This window comes from Comamonas odontotermitis (assembly GCF_020080045.1).
GTDB classification, from domain to species: domain Bacteria; phylum Pseudomonadota; class Gammaproteobacteria; order Burkholderiales; family Burkholderiaceae_C; genus Comamonas; species Comamonas odontotermitis.
In genome coordinates this window covers 1-22,170 of the sequence record NZ_CP083453.1, presented here as the reverse complement: position 1 = coordinate 22,170, position 22,170 = coordinate 1, and the positions used below count along the sequence as shown (strand labels likewise).

Genomic DNA, 22,170 nt, shown 5'->3' with positions numbered 1-22,170 from the left:
GCAAAAATGTTTCCAGCCTTTTGCCTGGAGACCGCAGCCCCTCCTTCGCTCGCAAAACCGGGAAAAATGGATAGGGGGGGTATCGACTAGAGAGGCCACCATGGCAGGAAATTCAAACTCTGGCCGCACTGCAAAGACCCCATTCGCGCACCTGGCAGGCGGCAACCCCAGCAAAAGAAATATCGGCGGCCTGCTCGGCGAGATCCAAAGCGCTGCGGTGATGGCGTGCGTGCCAGATCGCCCCGATTGGCTGAGCGCCGATGCAGTCCTGGAGTGGGATCGCGTGGTTGCCGCCCTGCAGCTGCTCGGCTGGGTACATCAGCTGGACATGATGGCGCTGGCTTCGTACTGCGAAGCCGTCGCCGACTACAAGAAATTCCGCATCTTGATTGCGCAGAAGAATGCCGAGCAAGCCGAATCGGGCGATGTGCAGACCTTCGCAACGGGTGCAAAGCAAATCAGCGTCTGGCGGCAGCTCGCCAACGATGCTGAAAAACGTGCCAACGCCGCAGGCGCCCAGTTCGGAATGACGCCCCTGGCGCGCCGCAACATGAAGGCAGCGCCTGTGGGGCAGGCTGATATGTTCGGAGGCGAAGAAAAGGATGCAGCAGCAACGTACTTCAACTAGCTGCCGTATCCAGAAGTTCGCCAAACGAGTATTGCAGGGCCGCATCATTGCAGGCCCATTGGTGCGTGCCGCATGCAAGCGGCATCTGCAGGATCTGAAGCACGGCCACAAACGCGGGCTGGTGTGGAACCAGGCAGCAGCGGATCGGGCCATCGGATTCTTTGAAGATGTGCTCAAGCTCAACGGCGGCGAGTACGAAGAGAAGCCTTTCCTGCTCGCGCCCTGGCAGGCGTTCATTGTCGGCAGTCTGTACGGCTGGTACTTTGAGGATGGGCGACGCCGGTTTCGTGTGGTGTACATCGAGACGGGCAAGGGATCTGGCAAGAGTCCATTGGTTGCAGGCATTGGTCTGTACGGGCTGACAGCTGACAAAGAGCAGCGCGCCGAAATCTATGCTGCCGCTACCAAGAAAGACCAGGCGCAGATCCTGTTCCGCGACGCAGTGGCGATGGTCAACCAGTCCAAGGCGCTCAGCCAGCGGATTGTGCAATCTGGCCGGGATGAGAAGGTCTGGAACCTTTTCTATCCTGAGACCAATAGCTTTTTCAGAACCATTGCTGCTGATGAGGGGCAGTCCGGCCCTCGTCCGCACATTGGCCTGGTCGATGAGGTGCACGAGCACAAGACGGCGACGGTTGTAGACATGATGATTGCCGGTATGAAAAACCGGCGTCGCGCGATGGTGGTCATGATCACCAACAGTGGCAGCGACAAAAATACGGTCTGCGGTCAGTACCATGACTACGGTGCAGACGTGTGCACAGGCCGTGTTCAAGATGACACCTTCTTCGGGTTCATCTGCTCGCTGGATAAGGGCGACGATCCGGCCAAGGATGAGCGCTGCTGGCCCAAGGTCAACCCCTCGCTGCGGTTTCGCGCGCATGGTCAGCGCGACGGCATTCCTGGTTACGCCTACCTGCGCAACCAGGTACACACGGCCAGGGGTATGCCCGCCAAACTCGCCAAGGTGCTGCGGCTCAACTTCTGCGTGTGGACGCAGGCCGAATCGCCCTGGATCGATTGGGACATTTGGAGTGGTGCGGAGGAAAAGGTGCAGATGCGCCTGTTGCGCAATCGGCGCGCGGTGGCGGGCCTGGACTTGTCCAGTACCACTGACTTGACGGCGTTCGTGCTGCTCTTTTTCCCTACGGTTGAAGATCCGTACTGGCGCATCATGCCGTACTTCTGGATTCCAGATCACGACCTGGATGAGCGCGAGAAGCGCGACAAGGTGCCATACCGGGAGTGGATCGAGGCCGGGTATCTGGAGACTACGCCAGGCCGCGCTGTCAGTCGCCTCTTTGTGCTGCGCCGACTGCAGAAGATCTGCAACTTCTTCCAGGTCGAGAAGATCGCCTATGACCGCTGGCGTATTGAAGACCTGCAGCAGTTGATGGTGGAGCACGGTATCAGCCTGCCGGAAATGGCGGGCTTTGGTCAAGGCTATCAGTCCTTTGGCCCGGCCGTTGATGAGTTTGAGCGGCGCTTGCTGGGCATGGTGGAGGGCGATGAAATCGACCCTGCAGATGTCGAGCTGATCGAATCCATCCGGCATGACGGCAACCCGGTGCTGACCTGGAATGCAGCCAATGCCGTTGTTACCCATGACCCTGCCAACAACCGCAAGGTGGATAAAGCCAAGTCCATCAACCGCGTGGACGGCATTGTTTCAACGGTGATGGCGGTCGGCATCAGTGGCAAGGGCTCGCAACTGGGTGGCCCATCTGTCTACGAATCTGGAGTCGGAATATGAAATACCTGCAATGGTTGTCGCTGCTGTGCGGCCTGGTCGGCTTTGCCCTGCTGGTCGCAGGCCTGGCCCTCTACAGCGTGCCGGTCGCCCTGGTGGTGGCAGGCGTGCTGCTCATGGCCTACGCCTGGCGCATCGACCGGGCCGTTGCTGCCGGTCAGCGACTTGTTGCCAATGAAACCAAAGGATAGCCATGTTTTTCTCAAACCTGCTCGGGGGCGGTCAGTCTGAAAGCGTCGTCTCCAGCAGCGCAGGGGATGTGTGGCGGGGGCTGCTGGGTGCTGCTCGTTCCACTGCCTCGGGTGTGCGTGTCACGCCCGAGAGTGCCTTTGGCATCCCTGTGCTGCAGAACTGTGTCACCCTTCTGTCAGAAAGCATCGGGCAGCTTCCCTGCGAGATCTACGAGCGCAAAGGTGGGGGCCAGCGCGAGGCGGCAATCAATCACCCCACCTACGATGTGATTCGCTACCGGCCCAATGCTGTGCAGACCCCGCAGGAGCGGATCGAGCTACTGCAGAACCACCTGGGGTTGCGTGGCAACGGCTACGAGCTGATGGAGCGCGATGATGCTGGCAATGTCATTGCATTGTGGCCGCTGTCCTCCGACAAGGTGCAGGTGTTCAAGGGGCCAGATCTGCTGCCTTATTACCAGGTTGGCAACCACGCCGAGCGCTTGCACATGCGCCAGGTGCACCATGTGCGATGGCATAACTTCAATGGCTATGTGGGGTTGTCGCCTGTAGCGCTGCATGCAGAGTCCATTGGCATGCTGGAAGCCGTGCGCCAGTATGCTGGCAAGTCCTTCTCCAACGGTGCCATGGTCTCGGGCGTGATCGAGCGACCTAAAGAGGCCAAGGCTATCACCGATCAGAAAAGTATCGATGGCATCGTTGACCAGTGGGGGAGCAAGTTTGCAGGGGTGGATAACGCCAAGAAGGTAGCGCTTCTGCAAGAGGGCATGACGTTCAAGCCCATCAGCATGAACATGGTGGACGCAGAGATCCTGGGCATGCTCAAGCTCTTTGGCGTGGATGTGGCGCGGCTCTACAAGATCCCGCTGCCGTTGGTCAATGACCTGGACAAGCTCAGCTACAACTCGCTTGAACAGCAGATCATCCAGTACGTGGTGTTCGGCTTGTTGCCCTGGATCAAGCGGCACGAGCAGACCAGCAATCGGGATTTCATTCGGGAGGAAGACCGGGGTCGGTTCTACATCGAGTTCAACCTTTCGGGCCTCATGCGCGGTGATCAGAAGACGCGCTATGCCTGCTATGCACTCGGTCGCCAATGGGGCTGGCTGAGCGTCAATGACATCCGTCGCCTGGAAAACCTGCCGCCAATTCCTGGCGGCGATGTGTACCTGCAGCCCCTGAATATGGTGCCCTCCAACTCCAACCCGCTCGATGTGCTGGACAAGCCCAGTGCGCAGCAGACCGACGAGCTGGGGGCTCACGCTCAATTTATTGAAAAGGCACTACAGCAATGAGCCAACGCAATTACTTACGCCTTGCCAGCATGATTTTCAACCAGGCGGTGATGGCAACACCTGATGTGCTGGATATGGCCGTCCGTTGGGCGAACCAATCGATGCAGCTCAACATCATCAATCTGGGCGACTCCCCGCTGCCGCCGCTGCGTGCATCGGCCGATAGCCAGCCCAGCACGCACCGGGCACTGATGGGCTACGACGATATGCGCGAGCGTACCGGGGTGGCTGTGGTGCCGGTGCATGGGCTGCTGGTTAGCCGCAATGCGCACCTGGAGATGTGCGAGGTGATGACCAGTTACGAGCAGATCCGCGCCGGGATGGTCGAGGCTGTCAATGATTCGGCAGTCCAGCGCATCGTCCTGGATCTCGACACCAACGGCGGGCACGTCAATGGGGCTTTCGAGCTGGCCGACGACATCAGGCGCCTTGCGCAGGAAAAGCCCATCACGGCCATCGTCAATCACTCGGCCTACAGCGCGGGCTACCTGATCGCAGCGTCTTGCACGGAGGTGGTGCTGAGCAAGACCGCTGGTGTTGGCTCCATCGGCGTCATCGGTGCGCACCTGGATCGCTCCCAGATGAATGAAAAGATGGGGCTGAAAGTCACCACCATCTATGCTGGTGCGCACAAGAACGACGGCACACCGCATGCGCCGCTGACCGAGCAGGCATATTTGTCGATGAAAGCAGGCATTGATGATGCTTACGAAATGTTTGTCGAGGCCATCAGTACCAGCCGTGGTCTGACTGCCCAGCAGGTGCGTGACACCGAGGCAGCCATGTATCGCGGCTCGCGCGCGATCTCCATTGGCCTGGCCGACCGCCTGGCAACTGCGCAGGACACGCTTGACGGCCTGGTTGCCGATGTGCGTGCATCGCGCAGCCCATCCCCATCCATTGCACTGCGTGCCAAGGCCGCAGACTTGCAAGCCCAGATCTGACGCGTTCGCGGCAGGTGCTACGGCCCGCTTAGGCGGGCTTTTTTATTGTCCAAAGGAAGTTGATATGTCCCAAGTCCTGAAACTCCGCAGCGAACGCGCCGAGCTGAATACGCAGCTGCAGGCACTGGCTGCCAAAGAAGCGGGCGGCCAGTCGCTCAGCACTGAAGAGCTGAACCAGTTCGCTGCGCTCGAAAAGCAGATTGCGGAAAAAACCGAGCAGCTCGCCCGGGCCGAGTCGGCCGAGCGTGCTGCCGCAGCCGCTGCCGTGCCGCTCAATGAATCGGCAGCTGGCATCAATGGCCCGCCCTCGGCCAATGCCAACCCCCATATCTCTGTCGTCAGCAACCAGCCTCCTGGTGCTGGCATGGCGCAGATGGCGCGCCTCTTGGTGCAGGCTGGGGGCAGCCAGCATTACGCAGCTCAGCTCGCGCAATCTGGTGGCTTTGGCAACGATGTGGTCATGGCCCTCAATACCCACACCCCGGCAGCTGGCGGTGTGTTGGTGCCAACCAATATGGCGCGTGAGGTGATCGAGGCGCTGCGCCCCCGCTCGGTGGTGCGTGCCAGTGGCGCTGTCAGCTTGCCGCTCAACAACGGCAACATGACGCTGCCACGTATCAAGGGCTCTACGGTGGCGGGCTACATCGGGTCTGACGATGACATCAACGTCACCGACATGCAGTTCGCGGATATGAAGCTGCAGTCCAAGAAGCTGGCCGCACTGGTGCCTATCAGCAACGACCTGATTGCGTTCTCGGGTGTCAGCCCTGGTGTTGACCAGATTGTTGCTGGTGATCTGCTGACCACAATCGGCCTGACCGAGGACATTACCTTCATTCGCTCGGCGGGTGATCCCAACACCCCCAAGGGCATGCGCTACTTTGCGCTGCCTGGCAATGTGGTGTCCGCTCCTGCCGGGGCTCCTAACCTGGGGGTGATTGATCTTTTCTTCGGCGGCCTGATGCTGCGCCTGGAAGCGGCCAACGCGGCTATGGCAAATTGCGGCTGGCTCATGCATCCCCGTCTGATCCGCTGGCTGCAGGCACTGCGTGATGGCAACGGCAACAAGGCCTATCCCGAGATTGACGGTGGAACCTTCAAAGGCTACCCCTTCAAGCTCAGCACCCAGATCCCCGTCAACCTGGGCGCGGGCACCAACGAGACCGAATGCTACTTCGCCGACTTCAGCGACTGCTACATCGGCGAATCCGGCCAGATTGCCCTGGCCTACAGCACCGAGGCCTCCTACAAGGATGCAGGCGGCAATCAGGTGAGCGCATTCCAGCGCGACCAGACCCTGGTGCGGGTGATCGAGCACAACGACTTCGGCCTGCGCCACGTTGAATCCGTCGCTGTCGGCGTCGGCATCACCTGGGGCGAAGGCATGTAAGGCGCTGCCCCGGCATTGCGTTTGACGCTTTGCCGGGGGCGTTTTTCATTGTTGAACAAGGAATACATCATGAGCAAGACAAACAATGTTGCGGTGCGCTTCCTCAAGCGCTGGCGTGCCTACAACCCTGGCGAAGTCGCTGGGTTTGAGCCGGAGGTCTCTGAAAAGCTGGTGGACGGCGGCGCTGCAGAGTATGCCGACAAGTCCCGCGCCAAGGGCAGCGGTAAGAAGGCTGAGCCGAAGAAGGTCGATACGGGCGGCGCTGAAAAGCAGCCGCCCGACGACGCTGGCGGCACCGGCCAGGGCGATCCCGACGACGACGCTCGTCCATAACCCATGGCGCGCCGCATCCGTTACACCGGCCAGCCGGTGCTGGAGCTGTCGGAGGTGGCCGCCTGGTTGCGCTTGCGCAATGCTGACCGCGACAAGGATCTGCTCGAAAAGACGCTGATTCCGGGCGTCATCGGCATGTGCGAGTCGCGCACCGGGGCGGCCATCGCCGAGGCAGAGTACCAGGAGCTGTGGCCCGAATACTTTGCGAGCGGCCATGCGCTCGATGTCGGCCAGGCCACTGACGTTGTCAGTGTCTCCCGGGTCAGTGGTGGCACTGTCATTGATAGCGCTAGCTACTGGCTGGAGCAGGGCCAACGCGAGAGCAGCCTGTTCTTTGAGGGCGGGCGCCCTGGCGGCATTCTGCGTATCAACTACCGGGCAGGCATTGACCTGGCGGCCTACCCCAGCGTCAAGACCTGGCTGCTGATGGGTATCGCCACCCTGTACGACCAGCGCGAAAGCATCGTCATCGGCCAGCCCGTTGCCGAGCTGCCCGCGCAGTTTCTTGAAACCATGCTGGCCGAGGTCACTGTGCCGCCGCGCTTTTAGGAGTTACGACCATGCTGCGTGCAGGCGATCTACGCGAGGTCATCAGCTTTGAGGATCTCGTAGTCACCAAGGGCGCAAGCGGTGGTGCCTTGAAATTGTGGGTGCCGTTCCTGGCTGATGTGCCGGCGCAGGTGATTCACCAGACCGGCTCAGAGAAGGAAGCAACCAGCAAGGGCGGCCGCGCTGCGGTCTCTACCAAGCTGTTCCGTATCAGATACGAGCCAGGCCTGCAGCCGCGCATGCGCATCCTGTACGACGGCAAGGCCTACGACATTGACGACATTAACAACGTCAGAGAGCGTGACGTTGTGCTGGCAATCACTGCAACCACGGGGAGGGGCGATGGCCAAAACTGAAACTCTTGGTATCGGTAACCTCCGGGCTACCTTCGTCAAGGCCAAGGGCGGTGCGCCGCGCCTGGCCCGCCGCACGGTGATGGCAGGCGGTCGCATCCTCAAGGCAGAGGCCAAGTCCATCGCACAAGCCAATGGCAGTGTGCGTACCGGCGTCATGGTGGAGAACATCGCAATCAAGCGCGAGAGCAAAGCAGGCCCTGGCATCGAGCAGTACAACCTGGGCGTGCGACGCGGCAAAGACCAGTCCAAAAAGGTGCGCGCTGCGGGCAAGAGCAAGTTGCGCGTCAATGCCGATGGTCGCATCCAGCGGGTGCGCGACAACAATCCCTTCTATTGGGGCTGGGTCGAGCTGGGACACCGCACGGTGTCCAGACGCAGCAACACCAAGCGCGGCAAGCAAGGCATCAGCAAGCGCAGGGCGCAGTCGAGCGGCTGGGTGAAGGCAAAGCCGTTCATCGGGCCAGCGCTGGAGCGTAAGAAATCCGATGTCATAGCCGCCATGGGCCAGGCAGCAGCGAGGGAAGTTGAGAAGCTGGGGCGCAAGTAATGGCAACCATCCACCAATCAATCACGGCCGCGCTTGCGGCCGTTCCCAATTGCTGGGCAGTCGAGCTGCCTTCAGAGCCAGCCTTTCCCGCTGTTGTCTTCGATGTGGAGACGGAGCCAGAAACCGGCTGGTGCATGAATGGCGGCTATGACAGCCATGAGGTGCAGATTATCGCGCTGGCAAGCACCCTGGAAGAGTTGGATGCACTGATCCCTACAGGCCCCGATGCCGCGCGGCATGGTGGCCCGATCCGCACTGCCTTAGAGGCCATGGAGTATTTCCAATACGAGGCCAGCTGCGGTGATGCCGACTATGAACCTGACCCCAGCAAATACGGCAGGCACCTGACCGTGTGGCTGCGTACCCCGCGCTTTTAACGGCGTTTTCTACTCACCATCTGGAGCATTTATGTCCAAACCAAAAGATGCGGCCTCCGCTGGAGACACGCCGCAGGGGGCAGTGCACACGTCTGCACAGCAGCCCAAAACCACCAAGCCCGCCAAACCGGAAGCCCACCAGCCGAGCACCTTGCCGCCCCGCGATGTGTACACGGGCCAGGGTGGGCAATACGTCCGTGATCCCGTAACCGGCATCCGCACCAAGGTGCCTGCCATCCCTGTAAAGGAGCAAGACAATGGCTAAGTCGATGCAAAAGATGCTGCTGTTGGCAGCAGTTGAGACGGTGTCGGGTACTCCCGTTGTGCCGTTGCCAGGCACCAATGCGATTCTGACGCGCAATCCCGTCTTCAATATGATTGACGGCGAGCAGGTCGAGCGCAACCTCATGAAGCCCTTCAAGGGAAATAGCGGCAAGCTGTTTGTGGGTGAACACCGCAAGTTTACTTTCGAGGTGGAGCTTGCCGGATCTGGCGTGGCTGGCACCGCTCCGGCCTGGAGCCCGCTGTTGCAGGCCTGCGGTTTTGCGGAAACCGTTACCGCTGGTGTGGATGTCACTTTCAATCCTGTCAGCCAGGGCGAGCCGACGCTGACCCTGTACGGCTACCTGGATGGCACCTTGTTCACGGTCAGCGGGGCCAAGGGCAATGTTAGTTTCGAGCTGAATGCCAAACAGATCCCGGTAATGAAGTTTGAGTTCACTGGCAGCTACTCGGCAGCGACTGAGCCGGGCATGCCTGGTGGGGTCGATTACAGCGCATTCATCATGCCCAAGACCGTGGGCAAGACGAATACGCCTACTTTTACCTTCTTCGGCCTCAACGCCTGTACTTCTGCATTCAGCATCAATTGGGGCAATACCGTCACCTGGCGCGACCTCATCAATTGCGCTGGTGCCCACAGTCCAACGCGCAGCCCCACAGGCAGCGCGACGATTGAGCTGCCCAAGGCTGACCAGGTCAACTGGGGCGAGAAGGTGCGCACCAGCGATGTAGGCAGCGCCACTCTGGTGCACGGTGTGACGGCTGGCAACATCATCGAGTTGCAAATGCCGCGCCTGCAGTCGGGTATCGGTACTGTGAACAACGATGCTGACATTGCCATGCTTCAGCTGCCATTCGATCTGATGCCTGACCAGGGTGACGACGAGCTGGTCATCATCTGTCGCTGATTCTCGCGCGACTGCCGCGCATTTGCTTTTCCACCCTTTGAGAAGGCCGCCCCATATCGGGCGGCCTTTTGCATTCTTGTTTACGGAGATATTCCCATGGGCTTTGTACTTGCCAAAACCGAAACCTTCCAGTGCGACGTGAAAGCGCAGGAGCGCACGCCGACTGGCTCCTGGCGTGAAGAGTCCTTTTCGCTGATCTGCAAACGCACCGGAGAGGATGACCGCGAGCGCCGCCTGGAGCTCAAGCACGGCGATCTGCTGCGCGAGGTGGTTGTCGGCTGGAAGGGCATCAAGGATGAGAACGGCGCAGAAGTTCCATTCAACGAGCAGAACTTTGAAGGCTTCCTGCAGATCCTCAGCGCAGTTGCCGCAGCCGTTGACCGCTACTGGCTCGATTGCATGGGCGTGAAGGACATCCGCTCAAAAAACTGATCGAGGCGGCTAGGTATTGGGTGGGCATCCGGGAGGAGCCCGCCGATGCCTGGTTGCCCGATGAGGACGTGCTTGCCTGCATGCACGCCTTTGGCGCGCCGGAGAAGGACATCAACGCCGTGCGCGCCCGGATTGAGGCGCAGCGCGAGGCCATGCGCGGAGAGCTAAACGGCGCTGACTTCCCCGTGTGGGCTGAAAACTGGGATGTCGTGATGGCGTTCCAGGATGTGCAGACGCAGTGGGTGCGCTCCAGCTTCAGCGGTCAGCGCATGGGCCTCAATTACGCGGGCGTCAATGCCTGGCTGGATCGCTTCATACGTCGCACGCGGCGCAAAAACATGTTTGCGGGCCTGCAGCTGATGGAGCGTGCGGTACTGGTTGCTGACCAGGAGCTGGCAGATAAAGAACGAAGGTGAGGTAATAAATGTCCGCTCTAGGCTCTCTCGTAGTGCAGCTCGGACTGGACTACGCCCAATACGCCGCTGGTTGGGATAAGTCTGAGCAAATTTCCCTGGAGCGCTCCAAGCGTATTCAGGACTCGCTCGACGGGCTCAAGTCCACGGCAACCAGTTTTGCTGTCGGCATTGGTGCTGCCCTTGCGGGGGCATTCTCCGTTGCCGCGTTCAAGGATATGGTGCTCGGCGTCACGGCCGCGCAAACCGAGCTGAAGCACTTGAGTGAAATTTCGGGTGTCTCTGTTGAGAAGCTCTCTGGCATGGCAGCCATCGCCAAGTACAGCGGCACGCAGGCTGACCAGCTGGCCGACAGTATGAACCAGCTCACGCAGAAGATGGTGGAAACCAAGAAGGAATCCGACCCTGCGGCCGAGGCCTTGAAGAAGATTGGCATCAATTTCAAGGAATTCCGGGATCTGACCCCGGACGAGCAATTCCTGCAGATCGCCAAGTCGCTCGATAAGTTTGAAGATGGCGCAGGAAAGTCTGCGGCCATCATGGCGATCATGGGAGAAGAAGGGGCCAAGCTCCTGCCCTTCATGAAGGATCTGGCAACCGCTGGCGAGATCCAGGCCAAGGTTACTGCCGAGCAGGTGGCGCAGTCTGAGCAATTTCAACGCTCGCTCATGGCTTCGCAGGCCAGCTCCGACGCCCTCAAGACTGAGTTCGTCAATGGGATGGTGCCAGCGCTCAATATCGCTAGCCAGGCCTTCAATGCGGTGATGAATGGCACCGATGGTGTGCGCTCTGAGGCGCGCGCACTTGCGGCCGACGGCAGCATCAAAGATTGGACAACGATGGCCGTCAAGGCCTTGAGCTACGTTGTGGATGCCGGGCAGTACGTGTGGCGTACCTTCCAGAGCATTGGCAAAGGGCTTGCCGGTCTTGCTGCATCGGCTGTGGCTGCTCTTGATGGTGATTTCAAGGGTGCATTCAGCATCCTGCAGATGTCCGGCCAGGACATGATTGATGCCTTCAAGGGGGAGACCTGGGGCGAGAAGTTCCGCGCGCAGATCGATGCGCTATCGGTCTCAGCAGCGAATGCCGAGCCAGCCATCAAAAAGCCTACGCTCGCGGTCAAGGACTTTGTGCAGGCCGGTGATGACGGTGCCAAGGCAGCCGACAAGATGGCGCAGGCCTATGCGGGCCTAATGTCATCAATTGGAGGCAAGATTGCTGCACTCCAGAAGGAAGATGAGCTGGGCCGCCAGTTGACCGATTCCGAAAAGGAGCTGGTCAAGTTAGAAAGTGACCTGCTCACGGGTAAGGTAAAGCTGACTGCGGCCATGACGGCCAGCGTCAAGGCCAAACTTGCAGAGTGGTCGCAGGAGGAAAAAAATGCTGCGGCGCGCAAGCTGGAAAAGGAAGGCCTTGAAGCGGCGCGCCAGGCTCGCATCAAGTACACCTCGGATCTCGAAACCAGCGCCAAGGCGCTGATTGACGGCAACAAGTCGCTGGCCGAAGAGATTGAGCTGATTGGTAAGAACGATGCGCAGCGGCTTGCGATTCTCCAAAATCGCAATCTGGAGACCATTGCTATCAAGGAAGCCCATGCGGCTGAGCTGATGCGTGCGGCCGACCAGACCGGCACCATGTCGCGCGAATTGATTGCGCTGCAGGCCGAGATCGAAGCGCTGCGCGAGCGCAATGGCTTGCTGGGTGCCAAGGGCTTTGCGGAAGGTGCGGCGAAGGCTGCAGAAGCTACGCAGTCCGCCTGGAAGTCGCTGTATGAGAACGTCAGTAGCTCGTTGACCGATGCACTGATGCAAGGCGGCATGAATGCCAAAGAGTATCTGAAGGGCATGCTGCGCAGCCTGTTTGTGCAGCCCTTTGTGATGAACATCGTTGGCAACGTCATGGGCATCTCTGGCACAGGTGGTGCAGGGGGGCAGATGGCGGGTGGCGGTGGCATTGGTGGCTTTGGGGGAATCCCGAGCGGCCTTATGCCAGGTGGCGGCTTTGGCGGCATGTTTGGCAACTTCAATGCTGGCATGGCAGGTGGTTGGGTCGGCTTTGAAGGCGGCATAACCATGATGCAGAACGGCGAGTTCCTGGCAGGCGGCATGCAAGCGCTGGGCGCGGCTGCACCCTACATCGGCGCTTTGATCCAGCTGGGCAAGGGAAATGTAGGCGGCGCCATCGGTACGGCGGCGGGCGCGTACATCGGCTCTATCGTCCCTGGTATCGGTACAGCGTTGGGGGCACTTGTTGGAAGCGTCTTTGGAAATGTGCTCAGTGGCCTCTTTGGTCGCAAGCTCAAAGACTCCGGTATCGAAGGCAAGTTCGGTGGTGATACTGGGTTTGAAGGTAACTCATTCAAGTATTACAAGGGCGGGCTTTTCCGCAGCGACAAGACCACGCGCGAAGCCTTGGACGAGGGCACACGCTCTGCGTTTGCCGATCAGTTCTTTGCCATGGATGAATCCATCCGCAGCATGGCTGATACCTTGGGCCTGGGCACCGCTGCGCTGGACGGCTTTACCTATGACTTCAAAGTTAGCCTCAAGGGGCTGAGCGATGAAGAGGCGATGGCGAAGCTGCAGGAGGTCTTCGGCAATGCTGCCAACGCCATGGCTGAGGTGGTGCTCACCACTGACCAGTACGCCAAGGGCGAGGAAAACCGCTTGCAGACGCTCCAGCGCCTGGCGAGCAGCCTGCAGCTGGTCAACGGCTGGCTGGAGGTGGCGGGAGGCAAGCTCTACGACGTAGGACTTGCAGGCGCCGACATGGCAAGCAAGCTGATCGACTCTTTTGGTAGTGCCGAGGCGTTTGTTGCGGCAACGGGCAACTTCTACGCCAAGTTCTACAGCGATGCAGAGCGCCTGGCTGAGCTGCAGTCGAGTATCGGTAAGGTCTTCGCCCAAAACGAGCTGGGCAGCGTGCCAAAGACCCGGGAAGAGTTCCGCGCGCTTGTCAGCTCGCTGGATCTGACGACTGAGTCCGGACGCAAGCTGTACGCCATGCTGCTGGGCCTGACCGATTCCATGGACACGCTCTACAGCGCGGCCGAGCAGATTGCATCGCTCAAGGGCGATATGCAGCTTGAGCTGCTCAAGGCCCAAGGCAAGGACGAAGAGGCCAAGCAGCTGGAGCGCGCACGCCGCCGTAAAGAGCTGGAGGCCTATGGTGATGCCGAACTGGTGCGCATGCAGGAGCAGATCTGGGCAGCGCAGGACGCCCGTGCTGCGCAGGAGGCGGCTGCTCAGTCTGCGACCAAGGCCTTGCAAGAGGCCGAGGCCGCGCGGCAGGCAGCGATCAGCGATGCCCGCGCGGTGGTGGAAGCTGCTATCGGCAACGAAAAGGAGTATTGGACTGCCTTTACGCAAGATGCGCAGACCAGTCTGCAGAAGGCATCGGGCTATCTCACGATGGTTACTGATGCTGCTCGCAACCTGTTCGGCAGCGTGGCTGACACAGCGGCCATGCAGTCTGCACAGGGTTGGGTCTACATCGAGCGCGAGCTGAGTCGCCTGCGTGCCGGTGGCGGGCTGGGCGATACCGATTCCATGCGCAACGCCATTGGGGCCGCGCAATCGGGCATCGTGCTTGCCAACTACGCGACCAAAGCGGAAATGGACTACGACAAGAAGGTGCTAGCCAACCAGCTGACCGAGCTGGGCGACTATGCCGACCTGGCGAAATCCGATGCGCAGCTGCAGATCGATATTGGCAACAGTCAGCTCAAAAGGCTGGACGACTTGCTAGCAACGATCCGGGGCGACAACGCCAAGCAGCTGGCAACCACGCTGAGCACCAATGAGGCGCTGGAGCGGCTTTACAAGCTGCTCGATCCTGAAGAGCAGGCCCGCATCCGTGCGGAGAAGGCCAAGCAGGATGCAGAGGCCGCGCGGGTTGGCAGTGGCTCTTCGGTCGCTTCCGGCAACCGCGGTGGTGGCACCTTGGGCGGCACTGTCGCTGGTGGCAACCGGGTGACCGTGGTAGGTCTCACGGCTGATGGCCGTGCGATCTATAGCGATGGCTCCATGGGCAAGACGGCAGCGGGTGAGTACACCTACAACGAGACCGGCAGCATGAATAGCAATGGCTATTCGGCAGCTGAGTTTGAACGCTTCAAAACCAGTGGTGAGTTTGAGTGGGACGCTGCGAAAAACCAGTGGCGCAGGCTTGCGTCGTATGCCGTGGGCATCAACTACGTGCCATACGACCAAGTAGCGCAGATCCACGAAGGCGAAGCCGTTGTGCCAAAGGCGTTCAACCCATGGGCGGGCGGCAAGCTCCCTGGCAATGCGGATAACACCGCAGAGCTGCAGGAGGTTCGCAAAGTGCTCGCAAAGGTAGTGGAGGCTATTGAAGTCCTGCAAGAGCCTATGGCGCGACTCGACAGAAACGTCCAAGGCGTGACTGGTGGTGGCACCGGCATCGTTTAATCGGAAGGAAGGAAATGATTGTTCTGTCGCCAATTAGCCTGACAGATGCATCGTTCCTGGATGGCTCCGTCCCCGCTGTCGATGTGGCAGCGGGGGAGGTAGCCTGGGCGCCAGGGCCAGTTGCAAAGGGCGATCTGCGTGTCGATGGTGATGCGGTCTACAAGGCCGCTGATGCCATCGCAAACTCTACCGTTCGGCCTGGCCTGGACGGTACGCGATGGGAGCGCATGCGTCCCAGCAACCGCTGGGCTCCTTTCGATCAGTACATCGGCACGGGCCAGGTGGGGCGCGTGGGCAGTGTCTCGTATGTCATCCGCGCACCATTCATCAATGGCCTGTCTATACAGGGCATCGTCGGTACGCAGTTGAATCTGACCATCACCAAGGGAGTGGGAGGCCCTGACCTGGTGCCACCTGTCAGCATGCGCCTGCGCATTCCGGGCAAGGGGTGGTGGAACTACTGGTTTGGGCAGCGCACCCAGACCACCTCGTTCCGACTCGAAAAGATCCCGCTCAGCTCACAGGCTGTGGTGACCATCACCGTCAGTGGTGAGCCCAATGCCCGTGTATCGATTGGGTTCCTGGCGTTCGGCAAGTGGGTCAATTTTGGTACAGGCAAGCGCAACTACGGCACCAAGTGGGGCGGCAAGCTCAGTATCAACAACTACAGCAAGCGCAACGAAGAAGAAAACGGCGAGTTCACCTTGCGCCCTTGGGGTAACTCGATTGACCTGCAATTAGGTGTCTATATCCCTGCAGCCGACGCACCGTTCGCGTTGCAGGAACTTATCAATATGAAAGACAAGCCGGTAGCGATCTATGCGACTGACGTGCCTGGCTTTAGCTGGTTCAACACCGTGGGCTTTCTCTCCATGGATCTATCGCCAGACAACAACCAGGACGTAGTTGGTGCGGCTTCCGCAAAAGGAGTTATTTGATGGCAACCGTAATGCCCCCTGATCTGCCCGTAGACAATCCCGCTGTGCGAGATCTGGGCCAGATGCCGACGCTGGACATGGAGCCAGCTCAGTTTGCTCTGTTGGCCGAGCAAGTGACACTGAACATGCCGCCCTGGACTGATGAGCTGGAGTTGCTGGCCGGTGCAGTCAAAACCAATGCAGGCGTGAGCCGTACATTTGCATTCGCGTCCAAAGGCTTTACTGAAGATGCCAAGGCAACGCTTGCCCTTGCCAATGCATCCGTTGATGCAGCATTGGCGGCCAGCAACTTCAAGGGCGAATGGGTCACGCTGGCCGGTGCGCTGAATATGCCTGCATCCGTGCTGCATAACGGCGTCATTTATATGTTGCTGCGCAATGTTGCCAATGTCGCTGCCGAAGTGCCAGGGGTCAGCACTGCGTGGAAGAATCTATCGGGTAATGTCACCTTGACGGGTGACCAGTCGATTGCGGGAAAGAAGACGTTCGCCGAGCGGCTCAAGCAACGAGACGAAGCTACTCTCGCTCAGTTGACTGTCGGTGGCACTCGCAAGGTGGTGTTGAACACCGCCAGCTCGCAGTGGATCACCCTTTGCTATTTCGGCAGCTCCAACCGGCCCCTGTATTCCAGATTCATCCTGTCGTGCCCTGAGCGGCACTGGGCGGCAGAAATCACCTTTTCCAAGACGACTGCAGGCGCTGGCGGCGACTCCTGGGCATCAATCAGGATTCTGGGGGCATATTCCTATTTCTTCGCCTATCCCTACCAGTACCGCATCAGCGGCTACAGCTCCAATAGCGGCTCCTTCATTGAGATGCGTTTGCCTGGGTTCGGCTCCACATCAGAGACATACGTGCTCACAGTGCTTGAGGAATACCAGACAGAGGACACCTTTCTCATCGATTACCCACTGGGAGTAGTAAATCCTGGGGCGACCCGAATGCTTCCCAACGCCCTGACGATGGGCCATAGCGGCGGCTTGTACTACCGCTACGGGGAAATCGTCTGCGGTGGCACCTATGCGTCCGTTATTGAGAACAACGGAGCTGTAGGGCAAACAACACTTGAATCGGTGGCGTAAATGAACATGTATCAATTCAATCGAGACTATCTGAGCGTCACGCGCCTGGCTGATGGCCTGGTGATCCGTATTGATGACCAAGACCCCAACTATCCAGAATTCAAGACATGGGCTCAAACCAATCTGCCCCTGCTTCCCGAGCCAACGCTTGAGGATCTGCAGGAGCAGAACGCGAATGCGCCTATTCGCCTCCTGGATCGACCCTTGGAATGGTTTGAGGATTCGCGCGTCGGGCTGCCCCAGCAGATTGGCGACGAGTGGGTACGCCCGGTTGTGGCTGTGGATCTTCGGGAAGAAGCCAGCTTGCCCGCACTGAAATCGCGTTTGCTAGCTGTACTGGCCGAAGTGCGTTTTCAGCATGAAACCGGCGGCGTCGTGATCAACGGCTCTCAGGTCAAGACCGACCGGGAGAGCCAATCTACCATTACCGGCGCTTACACCCGCGCACTTGACGACCCGGCCACCACGGTGCGATGGAAGGCCGACAACCATTTTGTGACCCTCGATGCAGAGGCTATCAAGATGTTTGGCGGTGCGGTTTTCACGCATGTTCAGGGCTGCTTTGCGCGAGAGGCGGAACTGGCAGAGCAGATCGATCTTTGCGAGAGTGTCAGTGAGTTGCAGGCCTTGGGCGCAACGATTCTTGCGGGATGGGAGGTGTGATATGGCGCTCCCATCCACGGGCCTGATAACACTGACAGCGGTCGGGTCGGAATTTGGCATCACCCAGCCGCAGACTTTCACCAAGCTCTACGGCAAGGCCGCTGGTATTCCGTCGTCTGGATACATCGGTCTGACGCACTTTTATGGAAAGTCGAACGCCTTTACTTTCACGATTGCTGCCAGTGCTGCGCAGCCAAACATTCGGTCGCTGGCGACGGCTGCGGGCTGGAATGGGGCGGCCCCGCTGATCGTCAACATTACCGCGCCGCTGATCAACTCGCTTGACCTCGGGAGCACTGCTTTTGCTGGCGGCATCACGCTGAACGTGTCTGCCGGTACGCGCATCGGTGGTGTGGGCGCCTCTATGAGTGGTGGTGCTGGTATTGGAGGCAATCCCGGCTCATTCGCATTCAAGACACGGGTGCCGGTCACGATCAATAACCAGGGAATCATCAGCGGCGGTGGTGGTAGCGGCAGTGCAGGCGATGGCCGGTTTGTCGATTACAACACGACCCGCACTATCTCTGATGACGGCTACGGAGGCTCAGGGCAAGGCTTTGCATCGTTTAGCAGCCTGACTGTCAATGGGCAGGGCTTTGGCCTGTCTGCCACCAGGCGGGAACACCCCGGCGCGGTGCTTGGCGGGCAGACGAAGCCTTGGGCCATCGGTGGCCGTGGCGGTGATGGCGGCACATGGGGAATGGGCGGGAACGCGGGCAGCGGTATCACAGACTACGGTGGCTCATACACGGCAACCGGCATCTCGATCCGGGCGGCGCCTGCTGGTGCCCCTGGCCCTGCAGTCGATGGCAACAGCTTTGTCGCATGGGCCAACGCAGGCACACGCCTTGGTGGCCTGATCAACTGACTTTTGAAAAAGACGGGGCGACCTGGCACAGTGCGGTAACACCATGCCAAGCCCCAAACCCGCAGAACACGCCTGCAAGTCCGGCAAGGCCACGCCACTCTCGCGAGAGCGGCGATAGTCTAACCGGAGTTCCAACCATGGAATTTTCTTGCAATGGACGATATTCGGTGCGGCAGCTGCGGCCGCAAACTTGGTGAAGGCATCTACACCCATCTCAGCATCAAATGCCCCCGCTGCGGGGTATTGAACAATCTGCGGGCCATGAGCCCCACATCAGAGCGCCCTGGAGTGCCATTTGTAGAAAACAGCAATGGCAAATCCTATCGTGCCCTGGATCGGCGGCAAACGCCGTCTGGTAGACCTTCTTCTTAAACGCTTCCCTCCGCATAGCTGCTATGTAGAGGTGTTCGCGGGCGGGGCGGCCGTCTTCTTTAGCCGGTCTCCTGCCGAGGTAGAGGTGTTGAATGACGTGAATGGCGACCTGGTCAACCTGTACCGCGTGGTCACTCACCACCTGGAGGAATTTGTGCGCCAGTTCAAATGGGCGCTCACCAGCCGCCAGGTGTTCAAGTGGATGCAGGAGACCAGGCCCGAGACGCTCACTGACGTGCAGCGCGCGGCGCGGTTCTTCTATCTGCAACAGAGCTGCTTTGGTGGGCGTGTAGATGGGCAAACCTTTGGTACACGCGCCACGGCACCTGCCTTGAATCTTCTGCGCATCGAAGAAAACCTCTCTGCCGCGCATTTACGCCTGGCTGCAGGGGTGTACATCGAGCAGCTCGATTGGGCGGCTTGTATCGACCGCTACGACCGCCCGCACAGCCTGTTCTACCTTGATCCTCCGTATTGGGAGACCGAGGGTTACGGCGTGCCGTTCGGGTGGGAACAGTACGAGCTGATGGCGAAGAAGCTCAAGAGCATCAAGGGTAAGGCGGTGCTCAGCATCAATGACCATCCAGCAATCCGGGAGTGTTTCAAGGATTTTGGCCTTGAGGCGCTCACGCTTGACTACACGGTAGGTGGTGCGGCCAACCGGGTCGAGCGCGGCGAGCTGGTGATCTACAACTGGGATCGCCAGGCCGAGCCTGCAGGGTTGTTCTGAGTGAGTGTGCATGCTGCGTATGTGGCCCCCTTGAAGGGTCATTTTTCTTCCCGCTTCGGCGGGTTTTTCTTTATGGGGCACTCAATGGATTACGCAGCGATAGTGCAGAAGCTGTTAGACCAATTCGGGCCGCTCGCTGCCATCCTCGCTGGCATCGGCTATTTCCTGTGGCGGGATCGACCTGGCCGCAAGCTGGCCGATGCAGACAGTGACGGCTCGGTCGATGCCATCAGCGAATGGAAGGGTATTGCGCAGGAGCTGCGAACGGCCAACAAAGAGTTGGCCGAGCGCGCCGATGCGTTTGCCCGAGAGCGCAACGAACGTGTTGCCGAGCTGGGCAAGCTGCAGGCGCAGATGGCGGAAATGTCAGCCCTGATCAGGAGTCAGAGCGAGCAGCTGGACAAGGCCAGGGGCGAGATCCAGCGCCTTACGCAAGAAATTGCACAACTACGGGGGCAGCGATGAGCAATACCGATTTTGGAGCCCTAGCCCATGGCGCGGGCGTCAAGAAGGCCCGCTACTGGGTCAGCAAGACCTGGGCAGTGCTGATGGTGATTGTTCTGCCTGGTTGGGGTGCATTCACTGCAGGCTACTGGCTAGGCGTGAGCGATGAGCGTGATCGAGGTGGTGAAGAGCTGTCCCGTCTGCAGACCGCCTACGGTCAGCAACTGAGCAGTTTGGCAGGCAAGACAGAGCGCGCCGCTGCCGCGACCAGCGAGGCAGCCACGGCACTTGCCAACACCTCGGAAACCGTCGAGCTAGTAGCCAACCAGGTAGCCACGCAAGCGGCCGCAAAACAGCCTGTCAAGCCTGCCTCACCTGGTGCTGCAGGCGCGCGAGGCCCTTCTACCCCTTAACCCCATGGCTTCGCCATATTTTTGCGCTACGTGCGCGTGAGAGGTTCTTTATGGATTTTGTGATTACTGCAGGCCACAGCAACACCGATCCCGGTGCTACTGCCTTTGGTTACAAAGAGGCGCTGATTGCGGTGGACGTGCGCAATCTCATCGCTACCGAGCTGCGCGCCATGGGCCACCAGGTGTGGACGGATGGCGCGGGCAGCGACAACCAGCCGCTTGCCACGGCCATCAACCTGATCCGGCACGGCGCCATTGCGCTGGAGATCCACCTGAACGCATCGGACAACCCGCAGGCCTCGGGTGTGGAGACGATTGCACTGCCCAAGTCCAAGGCCCTGGCCCAGAGCATTAGCTTTGCCATCAGCAATGTGCTGACGTTGCGTGTGCGGGGTGAGGCGGGCTGGATCGATCAGTCGGCCAGCGCGCGCGGCAAGCTGGGTTTTGTGGCTGCTGGCGGCCTGATTGCCGAGCTGTGCTTCATCAGCAATCGTGGTGACCTGGACAAGCTGCAGGCCAACATGCAGGCCGTGGCCAGCGCCATTGCAAAGGTGCTCACATCATGACCCTCGAACGTACCTTGCTCGCGGCCGTGGCTGTTTCTGTTGCGGGCCTGGCTGGTGGCTGGACGCTGCACGCCTGGCGCACAGACAGCCAGCTCAAGGCCAAGGACACGCAAATCGCCCAGATCCGGCAGCGCCACGCCGAACAGCTGGGCGAGCAGGCCACGGTCGCACGCCAGGTGGAGCGCCTGGTGCTGCAGGCCACACAGCTCAACCAGGCCGCAATTGCGGCCGTAGACACTCAACTATCGGGAGAGAGAAATGCAGAGAAGCTGGAAAATGATCGCCTGCGCAGCTGTATTGCCGCTGGCACTTGCGGGGTGCGCATCCGCACCAAGCGTGCCGTGTGCAGCACCGGCACAAACGACAGTGGTCGGGGCCTCGATGCCGTCCCCGGCCGCGTGGGCGATGCAACCCTCGCACTCGACGGAGAAACTGGACTCGCTGTTCTTGATCTCAGATCCAGCGTCAGAGACGATGCGGCAAAGCTCCAGTATCTACAAGCCTACGCCAGGCAGTGCGCCGGGCTTGAAGCCCAAAACCGACAAGTAGACATGCACCCAAGGTGAGCTAGGCGTGCATACATCTGCACTCTAAATCTCCAGATCCGCATGTATCCAGGCCTTGACCTGGGCATGCGGATCGCTGTGCGGCATATCGAGCAGCGCAGGCCTGCTGCCCTGCAGGTACTCGTAGAACAATCCGATCTGCTTGCTGGTGTCGTAGTACGGAAACCAGCCGTCATTTAAATCCCGCATGTTCTGCCGCCAGGAGCGCCACAGCGCCACTACAGTTTTCTGTCTCTCAGAAGGGGACATCGTCGGAAAAAGAGGAAAGGAACTCGGCTGGAGGCCGGTACGTGTTCGGATTGGTCAGGATGCCGGTACACGTCCGGCGGTTGTTGGCCAGGATCTCGGCGTCGGTCTCCGGGATCTCGCGCTCGATCAAGGTATGAGGCAGACATATCGCCTCGGGGTTGTTCACCTTGATGTCTTCCTCGGTCGCATGGTGGTTGGTGGTAGTCCACTTGCCCGCCCACCGAATGCGCCATTTGTACTGCTTAATGACTTTCATGTTGGCCTCCGTTGAATACTGTTAATTTATACAGTATTTCATTCCGGGAGGCAAAGCGCTGGGGGTATTCAGTGATACGAATTTGATACCAAAAATCAAACTCTCCTCTGAATCTACCCCCTGAACTACAGGGAGGGTGGTGCAATTCTATACGACGTTTTTGCTGTTCGCTCTCTGTGACGCTCATCATTTATCATT

28 protein-coding genes are annotated in these 22,170 nt (G+C 59.6%); 26 read left to right on the top strand and 2 right to left on the bottom strand.

The window, feature by feature from the left end:
• The first annotated feature begins 100 nt into the window (after positions 1-100).
• From LAD35_RS22155 to LAD35_RS22030, 26 genes are all read left to right on the top strand, one after another.
• A complete protein-coding gene (locus LAD35_RS22155; protein ID WP_224153229.1) occupies positions 101-628 on the top strand; it encodes a phage terminase small subunit P27 family in 528 nt (175 codons plus the stop codon).
• Positions 603-2,381 carry a terminase large subunit gene (locus LAD35_RS22150; protein ID WP_224153228.1) on the top strand — a complete coding sequence of 593 codons (1,779 nt, stop codon included), beginning with the start codon at positions 603-605 and terminating at the stop codon, positions 2,379-2,381. Before LAD35_RS22155 ends, LAD35_RS22150 begins: the two co-directional genes overlap by 26 nt.
• Positions 2,378-2,569: a hypothetical protein gene (locus tag LAD35_RS22145; RefSeq protein ID WP_224153227.1), complete on the top strand. Its 192-nt coding sequence runs from the start codon at positions 2,378-2,380 to the stop codon at positions 2,567-2,569. The genes LAD35_RS22150 and LAD35_RS22145 overlap by 4 nt, the downstream gene beginning before the upstream one ends.
• Before the next feature lie 2 nt (positions 2,570-2,571).
• Positions 2,572-3,864 (top strand): phage portal protein, encoded by a 1,293-nt coding sequence (locus tag LAD35_RS22140; protein ID WP_224153276.1) that lies wholly within the window; start codon positions 2,572-2,574, stop codon positions 3,862-3,864.
• A complete protein-coding gene (locus LAD35_RS22135) occupies positions 3,861-4,808 on the top strand; it encodes a S49 family peptidase (RefSeq protein ID WP_224153275.1) in 948 nt (315 codons plus the stop codon). Before LAD35_RS22140 ends, LAD35_RS22135 begins: the two co-directional genes overlap by 4 nt.
• Positions 4,809-4,872: 64 nt before the next feature.
• Positions 4,873-6,198 carry a phage major capsid protein gene (locus LAD35_RS22130; protein ID WP_224153274.1) on the top strand — a complete coding sequence of 442 codons (1,326 nt, stop codon included), beginning with the start codon at positions 4,873-4,875 and terminating at the stop codon, positions 6,196-6,198.
• A 69-nt stretch (positions 6,199-6,267) separates the two neighbouring features.
• A complete protein-coding gene (locus tag LAD35_RS22125; RefSeq protein ID WP_224153273.1) occupies positions 6,268-6,531 on the top strand; it encodes a hypothetical protein in 264 nt (87 codons plus the stop codon).
• Positions 6,532-6,534: 3 nt separating this feature from the next.
• Positions 6,535-7,080 carry a hypothetical protein gene (locus tag LAD35_RS22120; RefSeq protein ID WP_224153272.1) on the top strand — a complete coding sequence of 182 codons (546 nt, stop codon included), beginning with the start codon at positions 6,535-6,537 and terminating at the stop codon, positions 7,078-7,080.
• Positions 7,081-7,091: 11 nt separating this feature from the next.
• The gene (locus tag LAD35_RS22115; RefSeq protein WP_224153271.1) at positions 7,092-7,436 is read left to right on the top strand and encodes a head-tail adaptor protein; all 345 of its coding nucleotides are present in this window, start codon (positions 7,092-7,094) and stop codon (positions 7,434-7,436) included.
• Positions 7,423-7,983, top strand: a complete 561-nt coding sequence (locus tag LAD35_RS22110; protein ID WP_224153270.1) for a hypothetical protein — start codon at positions 7,423-7,425, stop codon at positions 7,981-7,983. The genes LAD35_RS22115 and LAD35_RS22110 overlap by 14 nt, the downstream gene beginning before the upstream one ends.
• Complete coding sequence (locus tag LAD35_RS22105; protein ID WP_224153269.1) at positions 7,983-8,360, top strand: hypothetical protein; 378 nt, start codon at positions 7,983-7,985, stop codon at positions 8,358-8,360. The genes LAD35_RS22110 and LAD35_RS22105 overlap by 1 nt, the downstream gene beginning before the upstream one ends.
• Positions 8,361-8,391: 31 nt before the next feature.
• Positions 8,392-8,625 (top strand): hypothetical protein, encoded by a 234-nt coding sequence (locus LAD35_RS22100; protein WP_224153268.1) that lies wholly within the window; start codon positions 8,392-8,394, stop codon positions 8,623-8,625.
• Positions 8,618-9,550, top strand: coding sequence for a phage tail tube protein (locus LAD35_RS22095; RefSeq protein ID WP_224153267.1), 933 nt, complete (start codon positions 8,618-8,620; stop codon positions 9,548-9,550). Before LAD35_RS22100 ends, LAD35_RS22095 begins: the two co-directional genes overlap by 8 nt.
• A 96-nt stretch (positions 9,551-9,646) precedes the next feature.
• Entirely contained in the window at positions 9,647-9,982 is a 336-nt protein-coding gene (locus LAD35_RS22090; RefSeq protein WP_224153266.1) for a hypothetical protein, read from the top strand.
• Between the two features lie 20 nt (positions 9,983-10,002).
• Positions 10,003-10,398: a DUF1799 domain-containing protein gene (locus tag LAD35_RS22085; protein WP_224153265.1), complete on the top strand. Its 396-nt coding sequence runs from the start codon at positions 10,003-10,005 to the stop codon at positions 10,396-10,398.
• An 8-nt stretch (positions 10,399-10,406) separates the two neighbouring features.
• The gene (locus LAD35_RS22080; protein ID WP_224153264.1) at positions 10,407-14,825 is read left to right on the top strand and encodes a hypothetical protein; all 4,419 of its coding nucleotides are present in this window, start codon (positions 10,407-10,409) and stop codon (positions 14,823-14,825) included.
• A 14-nt stretch (positions 14,826-14,839) separates the two neighbouring features.
• Positions 14,840-15,763 (top strand): hypothetical protein, encoded by a 924-nt coding sequence (locus LAD35_RS22075; RefSeq protein ID WP_224153263.1) that lies wholly within the window; start codon positions 14,840-14,842, stop codon positions 15,761-15,763.
• Positions 15,763-16,845, top strand: a complete 1,083-nt coding sequence (locus tag LAD35_RS22070) for a hypothetical protein (protein WP_224153262.1) — start codon at positions 15,763-15,765, stop codon at positions 16,843-16,845. Before LAD35_RS22075 ends, LAD35_RS22070 begins: the two co-directional genes overlap by 1 nt.
• On the top strand, positions 16,846-17,508 hold the full coding sequence (locus LAD35_RS22065) for a DUF4376 domain-containing protein (RefSeq protein ID WP_224153261.1): 663 nt from the start codon (positions 16,846-16,848) through the stop codon (positions 17,506-17,508).
• 1 nt (position 17,509) lies between these two features.
• Positions 17,510-18,376, top strand: a complete 867-nt coding sequence (locus LAD35_RS22060) for a hypothetical protein (protein WP_224153260.1) — start codon at positions 17,510-17,512, stop codon at positions 18,374-18,376.
• Between the two features lie 153 nt (positions 18,377-18,529).
• Positions 18,530-18,748, top strand: a complete 219-nt coding sequence (locus LAD35_RS22055) for a Com family DNA-binding transcriptional regulator (RefSeq protein WP_224153259.1) — start codon at positions 18,530-18,532, stop codon at positions 18,746-18,748.
• The gene (locus LAD35_RS22050; RefSeq protein ID WP_224153258.1) at positions 18,687-19,478 is read left to right on the top strand and encodes a DNA adenine methylase; all 792 of its coding nucleotides are present in this window, start codon (positions 18,687-18,689) and stop codon (positions 19,476-19,478) included. Before LAD35_RS22055 ends, LAD35_RS22050 begins: the two co-directional genes overlap by 62 nt.
• A 30-nt stretch (positions 19,479-19,508) precedes the next feature.
• On the top strand, positions 19,509-19,943 hold the full coding sequence (locus LAD35_RS22045; RefSeq protein ID WP_224153257.1) for a hypothetical protein: 435 nt from the start codon (positions 19,509-19,511) through the stop codon (positions 19,941-19,943).
• A complete protein-coding gene (locus LAD35_RS22040) occupies positions 19,940-20,335 on the top strand; it encodes a hypothetical protein (RefSeq protein WP_224153256.1) in 396 nt (131 codons plus the stop codon). The genes LAD35_RS22045 and LAD35_RS22040 overlap by 4 nt, the downstream gene beginning before the upstream one ends.
• Before the next feature lie 50 nt (positions 20,336-20,385).
• The gene (locus LAD35_RS22035; protein ID WP_224153255.1) at positions 20,386-20,901 is read left to right on the top strand and encodes an N-acetylmuramoyl-L-alanine amidase; all 516 of its coding nucleotides are present in this window, start codon (positions 20,386-20,388) and stop codon (positions 20,899-20,901) included.
• Positions 20,898-21,467, top strand: coding sequence for a lysis system i-spanin subunit Rz (locus tag LAD35_RS22030; protein ID WP_224153254.1), 570 nt, complete (start codon positions 20,898-20,900; stop codon positions 21,465-21,467). Before LAD35_RS22035 ends, LAD35_RS22030 begins: the two co-directional genes overlap by 4 nt.
• A gap of 24 nt (positions 21,468-21,491) precedes the next feature.
• Here the strand turns inward: LAD35_RS22030 and LAD35_RS22025 are convergent, their stop codons facing one another.
• Both LAD35_RS22025 and LAD35_RS22020 read right to left on the bottom strand, forming a co-directional pair.
• Positions 21,492-21,656 carry a hypothetical protein gene (locus tag LAD35_RS22025; protein WP_224153253.1) on the bottom strand — a complete coding sequence of 55 codons (165 nt, stop codon included), beginning with the start codon at positions 21,654-21,656 and terminating at the stop codon, positions 21,492-21,494.
• Positions 21,657-21,702: 46 nt separating this feature from the next.
• Entirely contained in the window at positions 21,703-21,972 is a 270-nt protein-coding gene (locus LAD35_RS22020) for a hypothetical protein (protein WP_224153252.1), read from the bottom strand.
• Between the last annotated feature and the right edge of the window lie 198 nt (positions 21,973-22,170).

What these genes read in the sequence shown, in the direction of transcription:
- LAD35_RS22155 (WP_224153229.1), top strand. Translation starts at nt 101, where the DNA reads ATGGCAGGAAATTCAAACTCTGGCCGCACTGCAAAGACCCCATTCGCG.
- LAD35_RS22150 (WP_224153228.1), top strand. Translation starts at nt 603, where the DNA reads ATGCAGCAGCAACGTACTTCAACTAGCTGCCGTATCCAGAAGTTCGCC.
- LAD35_RS22145 (WP_224153227.1), top strand. Translation starts at nt 2,378, where the DNA reads ATGAAATACCTGCAATGGTTGTCGCTGCTGTGCGGCCTGGTCGGCTTT.
- LAD35_RS22140 (WP_224153276.1), top strand. Translation starts at nt 2,572, where the DNA reads ATGTTTTTCTCAAACCTGCTCGGGGGCGGTCAGTCTGAAAGCGTCGTC.
- LAD35_RS22135 (WP_224153275.1), top strand. Translation starts at nt 3,861, where the DNA reads ATGAGCCAACGCAATTACTTACGCCTTGCCAGCATGATTTTCAACCAG.
- LAD35_RS22130 (WP_224153274.1), top strand. Translation starts at nt 4,873, where the DNA reads ATGTCCCAAGTCCTGAAACTCCGCAGCGAACGCGCCGAGCTGAATACG.
- LAD35_RS22125 (WP_224153273.1), top strand. Translation starts at nt 6,268, where the DNA reads ATGAGCAAGACAAACAATGTTGCGGTGCGCTTCCTCAAGCGCTGGCGT.
- LAD35_RS22120 (WP_224153272.1), top strand. Translation starts at nt 6,535, where the DNA reads ATGGCGCGCCGCATCCGTTACACCGGCCAGCCGGTGCTGGAGCTGTCG.
- LAD35_RS22115 (WP_224153271.1), top strand. Translation starts at nt 7,092, where the DNA reads ATGCTGCGTGCAGGCGATCTACGCGAGGTCATCAGCTTTGAGGATCTC.
- LAD35_RS22110 (WP_224153270.1), top strand. Translation starts at nt 7,423, where the DNA reads ATGGCCAAAACTGAAACTCTTGGTATCGGTAACCTCCGGGCTACCTTC.
- LAD35_RS22105 (WP_224153269.1), top strand. Translation starts at nt 7,983, where the DNA reads ATGGCAACCATCCACCAATCAATCACGGCCGCGCTTGCGGCCGTTCCC.
- LAD35_RS22100 (WP_224153268.1), top strand. Translation starts at nt 8,392, where the DNA reads ATGTCCAAACCAAAAGATGCGGCCTCCGCTGGAGACACGCCGCAGGGG.
- LAD35_RS22095 (WP_224153267.1), top strand. Translation starts at nt 8,618, where the DNA reads ATGGCTAAGTCGATGCAAAAGATGCTGCTGTTGGCAGCAGTTGAGACG.
- LAD35_RS22090 (WP_224153266.1), top strand. Translation starts at nt 9,647, where the DNA reads ATGGGCTTTGTACTTGCCAAAACCGAAACCTTCCAGTGCGACGTGAAA.
- LAD35_RS22080 (WP_224153264.1), top strand. Translation starts at nt 10,407, where the DNA reads ATGTCCGCTCTAGGCTCTCTCGTAGTGCAGCTCGGACTGGACTACGCC.
- LAD35_RS22075 (WP_224153263.1), top strand. Translation starts at nt 14,840, where the DNA reads ATGATTGTTCTGTCGCCAATTAGCCTGACAGATGCATCGTTCCTGGAT.
- LAD35_RS22070 (WP_224153262.1), top strand. Translation starts at nt 15,763, where the DNA reads ATGGCAACCGTAATGCCCCCTGATCTGCCCGTAGACAATCCCGCTGTG.
- LAD35_RS22065 (WP_224153261.1), top strand. Translation starts at nt 16,846, where the DNA reads ATGAACATGTATCAATTCAATCGAGACTATCTGAGCGTCACGCGCCTG.
- LAD35_RS22060 (WP_224153260.1), top strand. Translation starts at nt 17,510, where the DNA reads ATGGCGCTCCCATCCACGGGCCTGATAACACTGACAGCGGTCGGGTCG.
- LAD35_RS22055 (WP_224153259.1), top strand. Translation starts at nt 18,530, where the DNA reads ATGGACGATATTCGGTGCGGCAGCTGCGGCCGCAAACTTGGTGAAGGC.
- LAD35_RS22050 (WP_224153258.1), top strand. Translation starts at nt 18,687, where the DNA reads ATGGCAAATCCTATCGTGCCCTGGATCGGCGGCAAACGCCGTCTGGTA.
- LAD35_RS22040 (WP_224153256.1), top strand. Translation starts at nt 19,940, where the DNA reads ATGAGCAATACCGATTTTGGAGCCCTAGCCCATGGCGCGGGCGTCAAG.
- LAD35_RS22035 (WP_224153255.1), top strand. Translation starts at nt 20,386, where the DNA reads ATGGATTTTGTGATTACTGCAGGCCACAGCAACACCGATCCCGGTGCT.
- LAD35_RS22030 (WP_224153254.1), top strand. Translation starts at nt 20,898, where the DNA reads ATGACCCTCGAACGTACCTTGCTCGCGGCCGTGGCTGTTTCTGTTGCG.
- LAD35_RS22025 (WP_224153253.1), bottom strand. Translation starts at nt 21,656, where the DNA reads ATGCGGGATTTAAATGACGGCTGGTTTCCGTACTACGACACCAGCAAG.
- LAD35_RS22020 (WP_224153252.1), bottom strand. Translation starts at nt 21,972, where the DNA reads ATGAAAGTCATTAAGCAGTACAAATGGCGCATTCGGTGGGCGGGCAAG.